This is a genomic window from Duganella paludis (genome assembly GCF_054461335.1).
This window is the reverse complement of the sequence record NZ_CM136922.1, coordinates 3,956,795-3,973,308: the sequence shown is the minus strand read 5'-3', so window position 1 is coordinate 3,973,308 and position 16,514 is coordinate 3,956,795. Positions and strand designations below refer to the sequence as shown.

Here is a 16,514-nt window from a genome sequence, read left to right as displayed (position 1 = left end):
CCTGTAGGCGGCAATGATTTTTGTAGTCATAGCATTTTAGCTATTTTGCGACGCCGGAGCTAACTTTAACAGCAAAATCAACACCGACGCGCCACTTCTATCGACATGGTTCTGGATATCGATCCGTCCCCCATGTTCCTCGATAATTTTTTTCACCATCGCCAGTCCCAGACCGGTGCCGCGCGCCTTCGACGTGACGTAGGGTTCGAAGGCCTTGGCCAATATTTTTGGTGCAAATCCTGGTCCATTATCGGAGATCGCCAGGCGCACCGCTGTGCGCTGGTTACCATCCGCGCCCTGATAATGAATGGCTTCGGTGATCACGTCAATGCGCGCCTGCGGTGCGCCGTCCGCCAGCTCGGCCATGGCGTCCTGCGCGTTCTGCAGCAGGTTGTGGATGACCTGGCGCAACTGGGTCGGATCGCCCATCACCAGCGGCAAACCGGCGCCCAGCTGAAGATGAATAATGTCGTTACCTTCGCCGCTGATGTACAGGTGCAGGATCTCGTCCAGCAGTGCGTTCAGGTCCAGCGGCTCCAGCACGGCCGGCGGCGTTTTGGCGTAGTCGCGGAAGTCGTCGACCATGCGCTTCATGGCCGCCACCTGGTTGACGATGGTGGCCGTGCCACGGTTGAGCAGCTCGGCGTCGGACGGCATCAGCTTGTCTTCGAGCTTCATCTGCATGCGCTCGGCCGACAGCTGGATCGGCGTCAGCGGATTCTTGATCTCGTGCGCCAGGCGCCGCGCCACCTCGCCCCAGGCGATCGAGCGCTGGGCCGAGATCACGTCCGAGATATCGTCGAACACCACCAGGTAGCCGCTGCCGCCCTCGATCGGCAGGCGCGAGCCGCGCGTCAGCAGGGTCAGGTCGCCGCCTTCGATGCTGGCGGCGCGGCGCGGCACTTCCAGCTGGCGCTGCCAGTGCAGGCGCGCGATATTGCGGCCGGCCGCCGACTGCGCGCTCTGCGCCGCAAACGCGGTCACGATGGCGCCGCCGAATTCCTGCAAGCCTTCGATCTCGTCGAGCTTCTGGCCGATCATGGTCACGCCGGCCTGCTGCAGGATGCGTTCGACCGAGTCGTTGCAGCTGATCAGGTGGAATTCATGGTCCAGCACCATCACCCCGGCCGACATATTGGCCAGCACCGATTCCAGGTGGGCCTTGGCGTTTTGCAGCGCCGCGCGGTTGCGCTCGACGGCGCTGCGGGCGTCCGACAGCTGGCGCGTCATGGTGTTGAACGATTGCGTCAGCGTGCCCAGCTCGTCCGAGGTGGCGACGATCGGGCGCGGCGACAGGTCGCCCTCGGCCACCGCGCGCGTGCCCTCGGCCAGCAGCAGCAGCGGCTGGGCCAGATCGCTGGCGATCAGGAAAGCGCTGGCGATGGCGCCGAACACGGCCAGCAGCAGGGTCAGCGTCAAGGTCACGATGTACATCTTGCGCAGGCCTTCGCGGGCGTCGAAGCGCTCCTTGTAGTCGGCGTAGGCGGCGCGGATGGTTTCGCCGTCGGCCGCCAGCTGCGACGGCGCCAGTTGCAGCAATTGCAGGTAGCGCGGCGCCAGGTGGGTGCCGTTGGGCTGCACATGGTCGGGAATGGCGATCAGCACGCGCAGGCGCAGCTTGTTGACGGCTTCGGCCGGCAGCGGTGCATTGACCAGGTCGCTGTGCAGCTCGTTGCCGCCCTCGGGCGCTCCGTACACCTCGCCCTTGCGCACCTTGGCCATCATGTCGCGGGTCGGCAGGTCGGCGCTGAGGTTGCCGCTGCGGCTGGCCCGGGCACTGACCACCAGCCCGCCTTCGCCGTCGACGATGATGGCGTTCTGCATGCCGTTCTGGTTCTTGACCAGATTGGCCAAGGTGGCGCGCTCGGTGCCGAACGGGCGATCGGCCAGCTCCTGCACGGTCTGGGTGGCGGTGACGGTCAGCTCGCCGACCGCGCGGTCCAGGCCGGCACGGCTGAGGTTGATACCCGATTCCAGCGCCTCTTCCACCGGCACGTTGAACCACGATTCAATCGAATGGGAAACGAACTGCACGGAGACCAGGAAGATCACCAGCCCCGGCAGCACGCCGATGGCGGCAAACAGCATCACCAGCCGCGACATCAGCTTGGAGCCGAACTTGCCGGCCTTGAAGCGCGCATACAGGCGGAACAGGGACACCGCGACCAGCAGCAGCAGCGCCACCGCCACCGCCGCGTTCAGGCCCAGCAGCCAGCCGTAGTAGCGGTCGAAGAAGCCGGAATTGTCGGAGGCCGAAGCCAGCATGAACAACAGAATACTGACGATGCCGCCGCCAACGACCGAAAAATACCGCAAGGCCGTCTTCACTTACTCGGCCCTGTACTGGAAGGATTTCTTGTCGGACGCCAGGCGCCACTCGTTGTTGTTGAGGGCGTTGACCTTGAGCGGCTTGGGCACGTAGTTGGGGTCGAGGCCCATGCTCAGGCGCACGGTGTAGGTCTCGCCCACCTTGAGCGCGCCGCGCGGCGCCACCAGCCAGCGGTTGGGGCGGCGGATCAGGAACAGCGCATCGTCGAGCGAGGAGAAACTCTGGTGCACATTGCCGCTGATGGCCACGTTGTATTGGCGGGTCAGGACGTTGTACGACAGGCTGATGGTCTGGCGCGCGGTGATGGCTTTTTCATCGAACCAGTACCAGCGCGGGCGGGTGAATTCGATTTCGGTGTAGAAATACAGGGTCTTGCCGTACTGCAGGGCGTCTTCCATCTCGCGGCTCAGTTCGAAGCCGTAGGTGGCCGAGAGGCGGTAGCCGTCTTCGGTCGCCTCCACCAGCGAACGACGGATTTCGACGCCCTCGGACGCTTGCGACGGCTGCGGCAGCAGCGCCAGCATCAGCAGCAATGGTGCGATCAGGAGTCGAAAAAATCGTAGCGTCACGGGTGGGCAAGTACTCAAGTGGTTACGCATTTTTCTGGAACAGCGCGTAAAACAAACCATCGTGATCCTGCCCGGAGCCGCCGGCGGGGAGCAATTGACCGGGCGCATCCAGTCGGACAGCCTGATTGCGTACTGCAAAAGCGGCCGCCTGCGCCTCGGATTCCTGCGGCCACAAGGAACATGTCACGAACAGCAATTTACCACCCGGCGCTAGCATCTGCCAAAGGTTGTCGAGGATTTTGCCCGAAAGTGTTGCAAGTTGGAGCGTGTCGCCCTTGCGGCGCAGCCAGCGGATATCCGGGTGGCGGCGCACGATGCCGGAGGCGGTGCACGGCACGTCGGCCAGGATGCGATCGAAGGGCTGGCCATCCCACCAGCCGCTGGCCTGAGCTTCGGCCGGCTTGAGCGTGGCTTGCAGTTGCAGGCGTTCCAGATTCTCGCCGACGCGGGTCAGGCGCTTGGCGTCGGCGTCCAGCGCAGTCACCTGGGCGTCGGCCAGTTCCAGGATGTGGCAGGTCTTGCCGCCGGGCGCGGCGCAGGCGTCCAGCACGCGCATGCCGTCGTGCACGTCCAGCAGCGGCGCCGCCAGTTGGGCGCCGGCGTCCTGCACCGATACCAAGCCCTGGTCGAAGCCGGGGATCAGGTGCACGCCCAGCGGTTTCTCCAGGCGCACGGCGTAGGGGCCGATCTGCTCGGCGACCATGCCGGCCTCGGCCAACGTGGCCAGGTATTGTTCCATGCTGGTTTTGCGGGCGTTGATGCGCAGGGTCAGCGGCGGCGGTTTGTTGCCGGTGGCCAGCACGTCTTGCCATTCCTGTGGCCAGGCGGCCTTGACGGCGTCGATCCACCATTGCGGATAATTCCATTTTGCTACCGGTTGCAGCAGCACCGCGTCCAGCAGGGCCTTGCGTTCACGCAGGAAGCGGCGCAGCACGGCGTTGACCATGCCCTTGGCGCGGGCGGTGTCCGGGTGGGCGTCGGCCGCCGTCACGGTCTGGTCGACCACGGTGAATTCTTCGTAGGGCGGGGTGTCGTCCGGCGCGGTCATCAGCGCCAGCGCGCACGACAGCAGGGCCGCCACCAGCGGCTCGGGCGCCTTGGGCGCCATCAGGGCGATCAGCGCCTCGCTCTGGCCGAGCTGGCGCATGGCGCGGTAGGCGATGTCCTGCATGGCGCCGCGCGCCTGCGGCGTGGTTTCCTGGCGGCTCCAGACCTGGGCCAGCGCCTGCGGCAGGTTGGTGCCGGTTTTGACCTGGGCGATGGCGCCGGCGGCGCCGATCAGGCTGAATGCCAGCGAATCGGACTTGAGGCCGGTCTGGAAACTGGTCTGCAACGCTGGTTTGAGGTCGCGCGCATGGCTGGAGCGCAGTTTCGGCGCTGCCGGCTTGGACTTGACGGGCGACTTTAAAGAGAGCGTTGGACGCTTGTTCATATGATAATTCCAGAGTGGGTGACGGCCGTGATCGCGCAGTATACAGCAGCGCTTATGACAAGGCGATTACGAGAGATGTAAACACTTGTATCCGCCGCCATGATTCGCCTCAAACATCGCGGCGTTTTTGGGCGTACCATTGGCGCATGGCTATCCCGGCACAATCCGAGTCCGTTATCGATCAGGTGGTTGAGGAACTCAACGACCTTGGCACCCAGTTGCGCGCTGTGGACACCCGGCTGCGCGCCGTGGAGGTCGATGTCGCCATCATCAAATCGAACTACGCGACCAAGGAAGACATCGCCAAGACGCACATTTCCATCGCCGAGACGCACATATCTATCGCCGAAACGCATAAATTGATCATGCAAATGGAGAGCCGGCTCATCAAATGGTTTATCGGCACGGCTGTTACCTTGGTGAGCCTCTCCACCAGCCTGGCCTTCCTCGCCGCCAAGTTTGTTCATTAAGCAAGTAGCTGCGCGCCCCTACTGTCGCCCCTCACCGCCGGCAACACAGTATAATTACCGCTGTTTGGCCGGCGCCCGCGCGCCCGCCGTTTCCACTATCTGATGAATTTTTAAGCGCATGCTAGCCCAACAAAAACAAGATATCACCGCCCTGTTCCAGGACGCCCTCGCCCCTATCCTCGCCGGCACCGAAGTGGTTGCCAACGTCGTGCTGGAGCGCCCGCGCGACCCGTCGCACGGCGATGTCGCTTGTAATATCGCCATGCAGCTGGCCAAGCAGCTGAAAATGAACCCGCGCGAACTGGCCACCAAACTGGTCGACGCGCTGCTGGCCAACCCGGCCGGCAAGGGCCTGGTGGAGTCGGCCGACATCGCCGGCCCGGGCTTCATCAACCTGCGCGTGAGCGCGGCCGCCAAGCAGGCCGTGGTCAAGGCCGTGCTGGCGCAAGGCGCCGCCTTCGGCACCGCCAGCGCCGGCAACGGCAAGAAAGTCATCATCGAATTCGTCTCCGCCAACCCGACCGGCCCGCTGCACGTGGGCCACGGCCGCCAGGCGGCGCTGGGCGACGCGCTGTCGTCGCTGTTCGTCTCGCAAGGCTACGACGTCACCCGCGAGTTCTACTACAACGACGCCGGCGTGCAGATCCAGACCCTGGCCAACTCGGTGCAGGCACGCCTGCAAGGCCATAAGCCGGGCGACGCCGCCTGGCCGGAATCGGCCTACAACGGCGACTATATCGCCGACATCGCCGCCGACTTCACGCAGAAGAAAACCGTGTCGGCCTCGGACGGCTCGCCGGCCACCGCCTCCGGCGACGTCGAAGACATCGAATCGATCCGCGCCTTCGCCGTAACCTACCTGCGCAACGAGCAGGACATCGACCTGCAGGCCTTCGGCGTCAAGTTCGACAACTACTACCTCGAATCGTCGCTGTACGCCGACGGCAAGGTGGACGCCGCCGTCGACATGCTGAACAAATCCGGCAAGACCTACGAAGAAGAAGGCGCGCTGTGGCTGCGCACCGAAGACTACGGCGACGACAAGAACCGCGTCATGCGCAAGAAGGACGGCACCTACACCTACTTCGTGCCGGACGTGGCCTACCACATCGTCAAGTTCCAGCGCGGCTTCCAGCAGGCCATCAACGTCCAGGGCTCCGATCACCACGGCACCATCGCGCGCGTGCGCGCCGGCCTGCAGGCGGTCAACGTCGGCGTGCCGCAAGGCTTCCCGGACTACGTGCTGCACAAGATGGTCACCGTCATGAAAGGCGGCGAAGAGGTCAAGATCTCCAAGCGCGCCGGCTCCTACGTTACCGTGCGCGACCTGATCGAATGGTCGGGCGGCGGCGACATCACCAAGGGCCGCGACGCCGTGCGCTTCTTCCTCATCTCGCGCAAGGCCGACACCGAATTCGTGTTCGACGTCGACGTCGCGCTGAAAACCTCGGACGAGAACCCGGTCTATTACGTGCAGTACGCCCACGCGCGCATCTGCCGCATGCTGGAACAGTGGACCGGCAACGAAGCCGACCTGGCCAACGTCGACCTGTCGCCGCTGACCGCGCCGACCGAAGCGACCCTGCTGGCCACGCTGGCCGCGTATCCGGAAACGCTGGCGCGCGCGCAAGCGGAACTGGGCCCGCACCAGATCGCGTTCTACCTGCGCGACCTGGCCGCCAACCTGCACAGCTTCTACTTTGCCGAACGCGTGCTGGTCGACGACGAAGCGCTCAAGGCCGCGCGTATCGCACTGATGGTGGCCACCCGCCAGGTGCTGCGCAACGGCCTGGCGCTGATCGGCGTCTCGGCTCCCAACAAAATGTAATTGCGAAGGACATCCCGCACAATGAATTTCCGTTCCAGCCGCTCCAGCTTCATTCCTCGTACGCGACAACAAGGCAACACCTTCGTCGGCATCATCATCGGTCTGGTCATCGGCCTGAGTATCGCAGTGGTCGTGGCGCTGATGATCACCAAGGGCGCGACGCCGTTCACGGACAAGGGCCATGCAGGCAAGACAGCGGAACCGACGGCGGGACAGATCGCCGATCCGAACAAGCCAATGTACGGCAACAAGGAAGCGGCGCGCGAAGCGGCCAAGGACTTCGCCCGCGACCAGCAGCAGGCTGCTCCCGCCAGCCCTGCTGCTGCCGCTCCGGCGGCGCCGGCCAAGCCTGCGGCCGACCAGCTGCAAGCGGTGGTGGACAAGATCCAGGGCACGCCAACCACGCCTGCTCCTGCCAAGCCAACCACGCCGCCAGCAGCGGCGGCAGCGCCGAACGCCGCCAACATCGCGCCGCAACCGGCGGCCGCCGGCGACGAGAAATTCATCTACTACCTGCAGGCCGGCGCCTTCCGCGAAGTGGGCGACGCCGAAAGCGCGCGCGCCAAGCTGGCGTTGCTGGGCTTTGAAGCCAACATCTCGGACCGTTCGACCGACACCGGCGTGCTGCACCGCGTGCGCCTCGGCCCATACAACCAGGTCGAAGCGATGAACAAGGTCCGTAGCAAACTGTCCGAAAACGGCATCGACGTCGCCGTTGTACGTAACCAAAAATAAGGAGCATCGATGCGTATTCTGAAGTTCATCCTGACCGCCACGCTGGCCGGCGCCATTGCGCTGAGCGCCACGGCATCGCCCGCCGATCCGAAAAACGGTGTCGAATACAAAACGCTGGCCGCGCCGCAGCCTGTGGACACCGGTAAGAAAGTGGAGATCATCGAGTTCTTCGACTACGCCTGCCCGCACTGCGCGCACTACGACGAATCGCTGAACGCCTGGGTCAAGAAACAGGGCGACAACATCGTCTTCAAGCGCATGCACATCTCGCGCTCCGGCACCGACCTGCCGCAGCAGAAAATGTACTTCACGCTGGAAGCCATGGGTTTGCTGACGCAAGACCTGCACACCAAGGCCTTCAACGAAATCCACGTCAACCGCAACCCGATGCGCCGCGATGAACAAGTGTTCGAATTCATCGCCAAACAAGGCATCGACAAGCAGAAATTCATCGATACCTATCGCGGCTTCGGCGTGGCCGGCCGCGTGCGCAAATCGGTCTCCATGATGGACGCCTACACCGTCGATTCGTGGCCGATGCTGGCGGTGGACGGCAAGTACATGACCTCCCCGACCATGGCCGACGCTGAAAAGCAATCGTCCACCACCGAAGCGCAGCTGCACGAGAAAGTCGCGCAAGTGCTGGACGTGCTGGTCGCCAAAGCCAAAGCAGAGAAGAAATAAGCATGACGCCTTTGCGCGTCTTCATCACCGGCGCCTCCAGCGGCTTGGGCGCCGCCCTGGCCCGCCGCTATGCGGCGCAGGGCGCCACGCTGGGCCTCCTGGCCCGGCGCGGTGAAACCCTCGCCGCCCTGATCGCCACGCTCCCCAATCCGCCACAGCACCGCGCCTACGCGGTGGACGTGCTCGATCACGCCGCCATCGCCAACGCCGCGCAGCAGTTCCTCGCACATGCGGGCGGCGTCGACGTGGTGATCGCCAACGCCGGCGTCTCGGCCGGCACGCTCACCGAATTCGCCGAAGACCTGGCGGTCTTCTCCGACATCATCGCCACCAACGTGGTCGCCACCGCCGCCACCTTCGCGCCCTTCATCGCCGCCATGCGCGCACAGCGCACGCCGGGCCGGCTGGTGGGCATCGGCAGCGTGGCCGGCATACGCGGCCTGCCCGGCGCGGAAGCCTACAGTGCATCCAAGGCCGCCGTCATCAGCTACTGCGAATCGCTGCGGCTGGAGATGCAGCCCTACGGCATCCGCGTGGTCACCATCTGCCCCGGCTACATCGACACGCCCATGACGCAGGCCAATCCCTATCCGATGCCGTTCCTGATGGCGCCGGAAAAATTCGCCAACAGCGCGGTGCAGGTGATCGCGGCCGGCCGCAGCTACGCCGTCATCCCCTGGCAGATGGGCATCGTCGCCAAGGTGCTGCGCCTGTTGCCGAACACCGTCTACGACTGGGCCTTCAGCAAGGCTCCGCACAAGCCACGAAAACAAGCATCATGAACCATTTGTCCGCGCCCGCCATCAGCGCGTATTGCGCCACCTCGGCCAGCCACGTCGCCATTGAAGTGGTGGCCGAAACCGGCTCCACCAACGCCGACCTGCTGGCCCGCATCGACAGCCTGACAGGCCCGCTGCTGCGCATCGCCGAAAACCAGACGGCGGGACGCGGCCGCGCCGGCCGTTCCTGGCTGTCCGCGCCCGGCGCCGCGCTGATGTTCTCGCTGGCGTGGCGCTTCAAGGGTCCGCTGCACAATATGAGCGGCCTGCCGATGGCGGTCGGCGTGGCGCTGGCTGAAACCATCTGCTCGCTCGGCGTGCCGGTGCAGATCAAGTGGCCCAACGATTTGCTGCGCGACGGCGCCAAGCTGGCCGGCATCCTGGTCGAGACGCAGACCGATAAAAACGACGGCGCCATCTGGGCCGTGATCGGCGCCGGCATCAACCTCCTCATGCCGGACGAACTGGAAGCGCAGATCGGCCGCGAGGTCGCCGCCGCGCCGTGGCTGGCGCAGATGGACCGCAACCAGCTGATGGCCGCGCTGCTCAGCCGCCTGGCCGCCGTGCTGGCGGAATTCGACGACACCGGCTTCGCGCCCTTCGTCGAGCGCTGGAATGCATTGCACGCCTGGCAGGGCAAGGACGTGGTCCTGCTCGACGACGGCGCCGTGCTGCAGCAGGGCCGCGCCGCCGGCGTGGACGCCATCGGCCGCCTGCTGCTCGACACACCGCAGGGGCGGGTGGAAGTTTTGTCCGGCGATATCTCGCTACGCTTATCCGGAGACCAAGCATGATTCTACTGATCGACGCCGGCAACACGCGCGTCAAATGGGCGCTGGTGGATGCAGTGAACGCACCTGGCGAATGGACCGCTTACGGCGCCGTCGCCCACGCCGACATGCCGCAACTGGAACTGGCGTGGTGCGAGGCGGCGGCCAGCCACGGCGTGGACCGCGTGCTGATCGCCAACGTCGCCGGCAACGCACTGCGCGTGCAGCTGGAGTATGTGCTGCAGCGCTGCATGCCGGAGATGCAGGCCGAATGGTTTGCTTCGCTGCCGGTGCTGGCCGGCCTGACCAACGGCTACCGCAATCCGGCGCAACTGGGCTGCGACCGTTTCGCCGCCGCAATCGCCGGCCATACGCTGGCGCCGGACGTGCCTATCATCGTGGTCAACTGCGGCACCGCCACCACCATCGATGCCGTCACGCCGGACGGCGTCTTCCTCGGCGGGATGATCCTGCCGGGCCTGGGCCTGATGGCCAGTTCGCTGGCGCGCAACACCGCGCAGTTGCCGCAGATCGCCCAAGACGGTAAGCTGGCGGATGGATTCGCGGACAACACCGACGACGCGATCCTGAGCGGCATACTGGCCGCGCAGAGCGGCGCCATCGAACACGCCTGCGCCCAGCATCAAGCCGCCGAATGCATCATCTCCGGCGGCGCCGCGCCCTACATCGCGCCGATGCTCAAGGTGCCGTACCGGATCGTCGAGAACATTGTGCTGGTCGGCCTGCAAGCGGTCGTGCGCAGCGCAGAACAAGGATAGCCCGTGCTGAAGTTTATTTTCTGGTCCCTGCTTGCCGTGAACGCCGCGCTGTTCGCGTATGGACGCGGCTACCTGGGCCACTTCAGCGGCAACGAGCACGAACCGGAGCGCCTGCTCAAGCAGCTCAACGCCGACAAGCTGACCATCATCCCGGCCGAGAAGGCCAACGCCGTCAATACAGCCGGTGCAGCCAGCGCAACCGCCACCGAGGCCGCGCCGGAAGTACAGGCCTGCCTGGAAATCGGCAGCTTCGCACTGGCCGACGGCCGCCGCTTTGAAAACCAGCTCGAAGCACTGAAGCTGGGCGACCGCCAGTCGCGCCACAACCTGCCGGGCAACGAAGTGTCGGGCTACATCGTCCACATTCCGCCACAGGGCAGCAAGGAAGGCGCCGACAAGAAAGCCGGCGAACTGCGCGCGCTGGGCGTGACCAACTACTTCGTCATGTCCGACAATTCACCGCTGCGCTGGGGGATTTCGCTGGGCGTGTTCAAGACCGAAGGCGCGGCGCAAAACCAGCTGGCCGCATTGATGAAGCAAGGTGTGCGCAGCGCGCGCATCACGCCGCGCATGAGCGGCAGCAAACTGCTGGCCTACCAGTTCCGCGACGTCGACGCCGCGCTCAAAACCAAACTGGAAAAAATCCGCGCCGGCTTCCCGAACGCCGACATCCGTAACTGCAAATAAGCGCAGTTCAGCGCTGCACGACGATGGGCTTGAGGCCCAGCGCCGGCGGCAGCCCTTGCGCCGCTTGCTGCGCTTCCTGGCGCGTGGCGAACGGACCGCCGAACAGGCGGAACACCGCACCGCCCTGCACCACTTCCATCGCATCGAATTTTCCGGTCAGCCGCGCACGCACGGTTTCCGCATTCTCCGCGCGCGAATAGGCGCCCAGCTGCAAATAGAAACCGCCCGCCGCTGCCGACGCCGGCGTGGGCGCGGCGTAGCCGGCCGGTGCGCGGTCGGCCAGCATCAGCGCTTCGATCTCCTTCGACGGGCCGGCCGGCGCTGACGGTGTCAGCACCAGCGGCTGATCGATCATGGTGGCGGTAACCTTCGCGGTCGGTGCATTCGATGCCTGCACCAGACGGTCCTTCAGTTGCGGCGTCAAGCGCGCCTTGGTGGTGCCGGAGACGCCCTCGCGGGTCGCCAGAATGCGGTCCACTTCATCGGGCAGGATGCGTTCGATCTTCAGTTCGTGGCTGCCCTTGCCCAACAGGCCCAGTTTCAGCGCCGCCGTATAAGAAACGTCGATCACGCGGTTGGCGTGGAACGGCCCGCGATCGTTGATGCGCACGATCACCGTGGCACCACTCAGCAAATTGCTCAGCCGCGCATAGGATGGAATCGGCAGCGTGGGATGGGCGGCGGTCATCTTGTACATGTCGTACAGCTCACCGGACGAGGTGCGCTGGCCGTGGAATTTTTTGCCGTACCAGCTGCCGACGCCGATCTGCGTAAACGGCTGCTCGTCGGTGATCGGCGTGTAGGTCTTGCCGAAGACGACGTAGGGCCGATTGGAGCGTGGCAGCAGCGGATCGTTGCGCACGTCGGCGTCCGGCGTATCGGCCAGGTTGGGCGGCGGCGCGTCGCCCGGACCGTCGTCCTGGTAGTAGCCGCCGCGTCCGGAATTCGCCGGCGGCAGCACCGGCAGCGAAGGATCGGCCTTGTGGCCGGACGGCGATTTGATCACCGGGCCGGTGGTCTGCACCGGGCGCGGCGCCGGCTGGGTATCTACCGGCGCAGTGCCGCAGCCGGCCAGCGCCAGCGCTGTGGCAATTATGGAAAGCTTGTAGTAATGATGACTGTGTAAACGCATAGGCCGAGATAGTATCATCGATGCCGCTGAATACTCATCAAGATACCGCCAGCGAGACCGAGGGTCATCAGCGCCGTTCCGCCGTAACTCATGAACGGCAGCGGCACGCCCACCACCGGCACGATGCCGCTCACCATGCCCATGTTGACGAAGGCGTAGGTGAAGAAAATCATGGTGATGGCGCCGGCCAGCAGGCGTGTAAACAGCGTCGGCGCGTTCTGCGCGATGGCCATGCCGCGCCAGATCAGCAGCAGGTACAAGACCATCAGCACCAGGTTGCCGGCCAGGCCGAACTCCTCGGAGAACACGGCAAAGATAAAGTCGGTGGTGCGTTCCGGGATGAATTCAAGGTGGGCCTGCGTGCCGTGGGTCCAGCCCTTGCCGGTCACGCCGCCGGAGCCGATGGCGATCATCGACTGGATGATGTGGAAGCCCTTGCCCAGCGGGTCGTGATAGGGATCGATCAGCGTCAGCACGCGGTCGCGCTGGTAGTCGTGCATCACGGCCCACAGCAGCGGCAGGCCGGCGGCGCCGGCGGCGCCCAATGCCGCCACGGCTTTCCACGACAAGCCGCCGAGGAAAATCACACAGGCGCCGGCCGCCGTCACCAGCATGGCCGTGCCCAGGTCCGGCTGGCGCGCGATCAGGCCGGCCGGTATCGCCAGCAGCAGCGCCGCCACCGCGTAGGACTGCCAACGCAAATGTCCCTGCTCGCGCTGGAAGAACCAGGCCAGCATCAGCGGCATGGCGATCTTCATCAATTCGGAAGGCTGGATCTGCACGCCGACATACAGCCAGCGGCGCGAGCCGCCCTTGATGATGCCGAACAGCGCCACCGCCACCAGCAGCGCCACGCCCAGCACGTACATCGGCACCGCCAGCCGCATCATGGTCTGCGGCGGAATATTCGCCACCAGCCACATCACCAGCACCGCCGCCGCAATATTGCGCAGCTGATCCCATACCTTGCCGGGAATCGCCATGCCGGCCGAATGCAGCGTAATCAGGCCGACCGACAGCAGCGCCGCAATGATCAGCGCCAGCGGCGCATCGAACACCATCACATAGGGACGCAAGCGCCGCCACCAGGAGCGCCGCTCGGCGAAGGCCATCAGGTCTGCACCAGTTTGCGGTGCCGCTGAATGCTCATCAGGATGCCGGCGCCGATGCCCAGCGTCAGCAGCGCGGTGCCGCCGTAGCTCATGAACGGCAGCGGCACACCCACCACCGGCAGGATGCCGCTCACCATGCCCATGTTGACGAAAGCGTAGGTGAAGTAAATCATGGTAACGGCGCCGGCCAGCAGGCGCGTGAAGAAGTTGGGCGCGTTCCCGGCGATCATCAGGCCACGGCCGATCAGCATCAGGTACAGCACCATCAGCACCAGGTTGCCGACCAGGCCGAACTCCTCGGAATACACGGCGAAGATAAAGTCGGTGGTGCGTTCGGGGATGAATTCAAGGTGGGCCTGCGTACCGTGGGTCCAGCCCTTGCCGGTGACGCCGCCCGAGCCTACCGCGATGGTCGACTGGATGATGTGGAAGCCCTTGCCCAGCGGGTCCGAGGTCGGATCGATCAGCGTCATCACGCGCTGCCGCTGGTAGTCGTGCAGCACCGACCAGATCACCGGCAAGGCGGCCGCTCCGGCCACCAGCAATCCCGCCAGGGCTTTCCACGACAGGCCGGCCAGGAAGATCACGCAGAAACCGGCGGCCACCACCAGCAGCGCCGTGCCCAAATCGGGCTGGCGCACGATCAATCCCATCGGCACCGCCAGCAGCAGCGCCGCCACCGCATACGATTTCCAGGTCAGCTGGCCGGCGCGGCTCTGGAAGTACCACGCCAGCATCAGGGGCGTGACGATCTTCATGAATTCGGACGGCTGGATGTCGACCACGCCGATGTGCAGCCAGCGCCGCGCGCCCAGCTTGATGGTGCCGAACAGCGCCACGCACACCAGCAGGAACACGCCAAAGGCGTAGGCCGGCACGGCGATCCGCATCATCATTTGCGGCGAGATGTTAGCCACCAGCCACATCACGAAGAAGCACAGGCAGATGTTGCGCACTTGGTCTTCGATCTTGCCCGGAATGCCGATGCTGGCCGAGTACAGCGTGATCATGCTGACCGTCAGCAGCATGATGATGATGGCCGTCAGCGGGCCGTCGAATACGGTGAAGTATGGCCGCATGCGACGCCACAGCGAACGTCTTTCATGTATGCGCATGTTGGGTAGTCCTTATTGTTTCTTCCGCACCGGCGCCGTTGGCTGCGGCGCCTGCGTGGCGGGTACCGGTGCCGCCGGCGTTGGCGTCGGCGCAGGCGTCGGGCCGGGAGCTTGTGCCGGCGCGTTGGCGCGCAGCGCTTCGGCTGCGGCGGCTGCGGCTTCGGCGGCTTCCGGATCTTCGATCGGCACGAAGCTTTCGGCGTCTTCCTTCGGCACCTTGGTGGTTTCCTTGTCGACCGGGCGTTTGCCCAGCAGGTAGAAGTCGAGCGCCTTGCGCGCGATCGGCGCGGCGATCTCGGCGCCCCAGCCGGCGTTTTCCACCACCATAGCGACCACGATCTTCGGCTTGTCGGCCGGCGCGAAGGCGGTGTACAGCGCGTTGTCGCGCAGGCGTTCGGCCAGCGCCGAGGCGTTGTACTTCTCGTTGGCCTTGATGCCCACCACCTGCGCCGTGCCGGTCTTGCCGCCGGAGGTGTAGCCGGCGTTGGCGAAGGCGCGGAACGCTGTGCCACCCTGCTCGCTGTTCACGCCCACCATGGCGCTCTTGATGATGTCGATGTTTTCCTGCTTGAGCGCGATGCGATAGCTTTCGCTCGGCACGGTGAGCTTGCGCGCGCGGGTGCCGCCGTCTTCGACGATCTTGACCAGGTGCGGCTTCATCACGATGCCGTTGTTGGCCAGGTTGGCCATGGCGTGCGCGATCTGCAGCGGCGTGTAGGAGTTGTAGCCCGAGCCGTTGCTGACCGAGATGGTGTCGCCGCCCACCCACTTGCCGGCATTGCCCTTGAAGCGCTTGCGCTTCCATTCCTTGGACGGCAGCACGCCGGTCTTTTCGTTATCGAGGTCGATGCCGGTCTTCTGGCCGAAGCCGAACGGCTGCATGAACTGGGTGATCGCGTCGATGCCCATGTCGTTGCCGAGCTGGTAGTAGTAGGTATTGCAGGAGACGATGACGGAACGGCGCAGGTCGACGTTGCCGTGGCCGCCCACTTTATCGTCGCGGAACTTGTGGCCGCCGAGGTAGAAGAAGCCGGGATCGGGATAGGCTTGCGCCGCGTTGCGCTTGCCCAGTTCCAGCGCGGCCAGCGCCATGAAGGGCTTGAAGGTGGAACCGGGCGCGTAGGTGCCGGACAGCGGACGGTTCACCATCGGCCGGTCCAGCGAGGTATTCAGTTCATTCCAGCTTTGCGAATCGATGCCGTCGACGAACAGGTTGGGATCGTAGCCGGGCCGCGAGACGTAGGCCAGGATGTCGCCGGTTTCCGGCTCGATGGCGACGAAGGCGCCGCGCCATTCGCCGAAGGCTTCTTCCACCACCTTCTGCAGTTCGATGTCGATCGACAGGATCAGGTTATTGCCCGGCGTGGCGGCCGTGCGCGACAAGGTGCGGATGGCGCGGCCGCCGGCCGACACTTCCACTTCCTCGTAGCCGGTCTGGCCGTGCAGCTGCTTCTCGTAGCTCTTCTCCAGGCCTTCCTTGCCGATATGGTCGGTGCCCTTGTAATTCGGGCCGTCGTCGGTGGCCTCGATGGCCTTGACCTCGGACTGGTTGATGCGGCCGATGAAGCCGATCACGTGCGACGCCGTCTCGCCCAGCGGATACTGGCGGAACAGGCGCGCCTGCACCTCGACGCCGGGAAAGCGGAAGCGCTGCGCGGTGAAGCGCGCCACTTCCTCGTCGGTGAGGCGGGTGCGCAGCGGCACGCTGGAGAAGCCCTTGGACTCATCGAGCAGCTTCTTGAAGCGCTTGCGGTCCTTGACGTCCACCGTCACCAGCTTCGCCAGCTCGTCGATGGCTTCATCGAGCGTGGTGTGCAGCTTGGACGGCGTGATCTCCAGCGTGAAGGCCGAGTAGTTGCGCGCCAGGACCACGCCGTTGCGGTCCAGGATCAGGCCCCGGTTCGGCACGATGGGCACGACGGCGATGCGGTTCTCTTCGGCCTTGACGGCGAAGTCGCTGTACTTGACCACCTGCAGCCAGATGAAGCGCAGCAGCAGCAAGGCGAAGCAAAAAAACACCATCCCGCCCAGCACCGTCAGGCGCATGCGGAACTGCTGCAGTTCGCGCTGGTTGTCCTTAATTTCAGTCATGC

Annotated in this window: 15 protein-coding genes; 8 read left to right on the top strand and 7 right to left on the bottom strand. The window is 64.9% G+C overall.

Going from position 1 to position 16,514, the window contains the following annotated elements; all coding sequences use genetic code 11:
• Positions 1 to 36 precede the first annotated feature (36 nt).
• From ACXZ1M_RS17560 to rsmB, 3 genes are all read right to left on the bottom strand, one after another.
• Positions 37 to 2,328 carry a sensor histidine kinase gene (locus ACXZ1M_RS17560; RefSeq protein WP_459048934.1) on the bottom strand — a complete coding sequence of 764 codons (2,292 nt, stop codon included), beginning with the start codon at positions 2,326 to 2,328 and terminating at the stop codon, positions 37 to 39.
• Entirely contained in the window at positions 2,329 to 2,853 is a 525-nt protein-coding gene (locus ACXZ1M_RS17555; protein ID WP_459054037.1) for a DUF4390 domain-containing protein, read from the bottom strand.
• A 67-nt stretch (positions 2,854 to 2,920) separates the two neighbouring features.
• Entirely contained in the window at positions 2,921 to 4,330 is a 1,410-nt protein-coding gene (gene rsmB, locus ACXZ1M_RS17550) for a 16S rRNA (cytosine(967)-C(5))-methyltransferase RsmB (RefSeq protein ID WP_459048933.1), read from the bottom strand.
• A 146-nt stretch (positions 4,331 to 4,476) separates the two neighbouring features.
• On the opposite strand from rsmB, the gene ACXZ1M_RS17545 reads away from it, so the two are divergent.
• The 8 genes from ACXZ1M_RS17545 (at position 4,477) to ACXZ1M_RS17510 (ending at position 11,062) form a co-directional block, all read left to right on the top strand.
• A complete protein-coding gene (locus ACXZ1M_RS17545) occupies positions 4,477 to 4,800 on the top strand; it encodes a hypothetical protein (RefSeq protein WP_459048932.1) in 324 nt (107 codons plus the stop codon).
• A gap of 118 nt (positions 4,801 to 4,918) precedes the next feature.
• Complete coding sequence (gene argS, locus ACXZ1M_RS17540; protein WP_459048931.1) at positions 4,919 to 6,628, top strand: arginine--tRNA ligase; 1,710 nt, start codon at positions 4,919 to 4,921, stop codon at positions 6,626 to 6,628.
• A gap of 21 nt (positions 6,629 to 6,649) precedes the next feature.
• On the top strand, positions 6,650 to 7,363 hold the full coding sequence (locus tag ACXZ1M_RS17535) for an SPOR domain-containing protein (protein WP_459048930.1): 714 nt from the start codon (positions 6,650 to 6,652) through the stop codon (positions 7,361 to 7,363).
• A gap of 9 nt (positions 7,364 to 7,372) precedes the next feature.
• The gene (locus ACXZ1M_RS17530; RefSeq protein WP_459048929.1) at positions 7,373 to 8,047 is read left to right on the top strand and encodes a thiol:disulfide interchange protein DsbA/DsbL; all 675 of its coding nucleotides are present in this window, start codon (positions 7,373 to 7,375) and stop codon (positions 8,045 to 8,047) included.
• A 2-nt stretch (positions 8,048 to 8,049) separates the two neighbouring features.
• Positions 8,050 to 8,829, top strand: coding sequence for an SDR family oxidoreductase (locus ACXZ1M_RS17525; protein WP_459048928.1), 780 nt, complete (start codon positions 8,050 to 8,052; stop codon positions 8,827 to 8,829).
• On the top strand, positions 8,826 to 9,620 hold the full coding sequence (locus ACXZ1M_RS17520) for a biotin--[acetyl-CoA-carboxylase] ligase (protein WP_459048927.1): 795 nt from the start codon (positions 8,826 to 8,828) through the stop codon (positions 9,618 to 9,620). Before ACXZ1M_RS17525 ends, ACXZ1M_RS17520 begins: the two co-directional genes overlap by 4 nt.
• Complete coding sequence (locus ACXZ1M_RS17515; protein ID WP_459048926.1) at positions 9,617 to 10,375, top strand: type III pantothenate kinase; 759 nt, start codon at positions 9,617 to 9,619, stop codon at positions 10,373 to 10,375. The genes ACXZ1M_RS17520 and ACXZ1M_RS17515 overlap by 4 nt, the downstream gene beginning before the upstream one ends.
• Before the next feature lie 3 nt (positions 10,376 to 10,378).
• On the top strand, positions 10,379 to 11,062 hold the full coding sequence (locus tag ACXZ1M_RS17510) for an SPOR domain-containing protein (RefSeq protein WP_459048925.1): 684 nt from the start codon (positions 10,379 to 10,381) through the stop codon (positions 11,060 to 11,062).
• Positions 11,063 to 11,069: 7 nt separating this feature from the next.
• On the opposite strand, the gene ACXZ1M_RS17505 is transcribed toward ACXZ1M_RS17510, so the two are convergent.
• The 4 genes from ACXZ1M_RS17505 to mrdA are packed head-to-tail and all read right to left on the bottom strand — an operon-like array spanning position 11,070 to position 16,512.
• Positions 11,070 to 12,194 carry a septal ring lytic transglycosylase RlpA family protein gene (locus ACXZ1M_RS17505; RefSeq protein ID WP_459048924.1) on the bottom strand — a complete coding sequence of 375 codons (1,125 nt, stop codon included), beginning with the start codon at positions 12,192 to 12,194 and terminating at the stop codon, positions 11,070 to 11,072.
• Positions 12,195 to 12,208: 14 nt separating this feature from the next.
• Positions 12,209 to 13,306 (bottom strand): rod shape-determining protein RodA, encoded by a 1,098-nt coding sequence (rodA, locus tag ACXZ1M_RS17500; protein ID WP_459048923.1) that lies wholly within the window; start codon positions 13,304 to 13,306, stop codon positions 12,209 to 12,211.
• Positions 13,306 to 14,421 carry a rod shape-determining protein RodA gene (gene rodA, locus ACXZ1M_RS17495; protein ID WP_459048922.1) on the bottom strand — a complete coding sequence of 372 codons (1,116 nt, stop codon included), beginning with the start codon at positions 14,419 to 14,421 and terminating at the stop codon, positions 13,306 to 13,308. The genes rodA (ACXZ1M_RS17500) and rodA (ACXZ1M_RS17495) overlap by 1 nt, the downstream gene beginning before the upstream one ends.
• Positions 14,422 to 14,433: 12 nt before the next feature.
• Entirely contained in the window at positions 14,434 to 16,512 is a 2,079-nt protein-coding gene (mrdA, locus tag ACXZ1M_RS17490; protein WP_459048921.1) for a penicillin-binding protein 2, read from the bottom strand.
• Between the last annotated feature and the right edge of the window lie 2 nt (positions 16,513 to 16,514).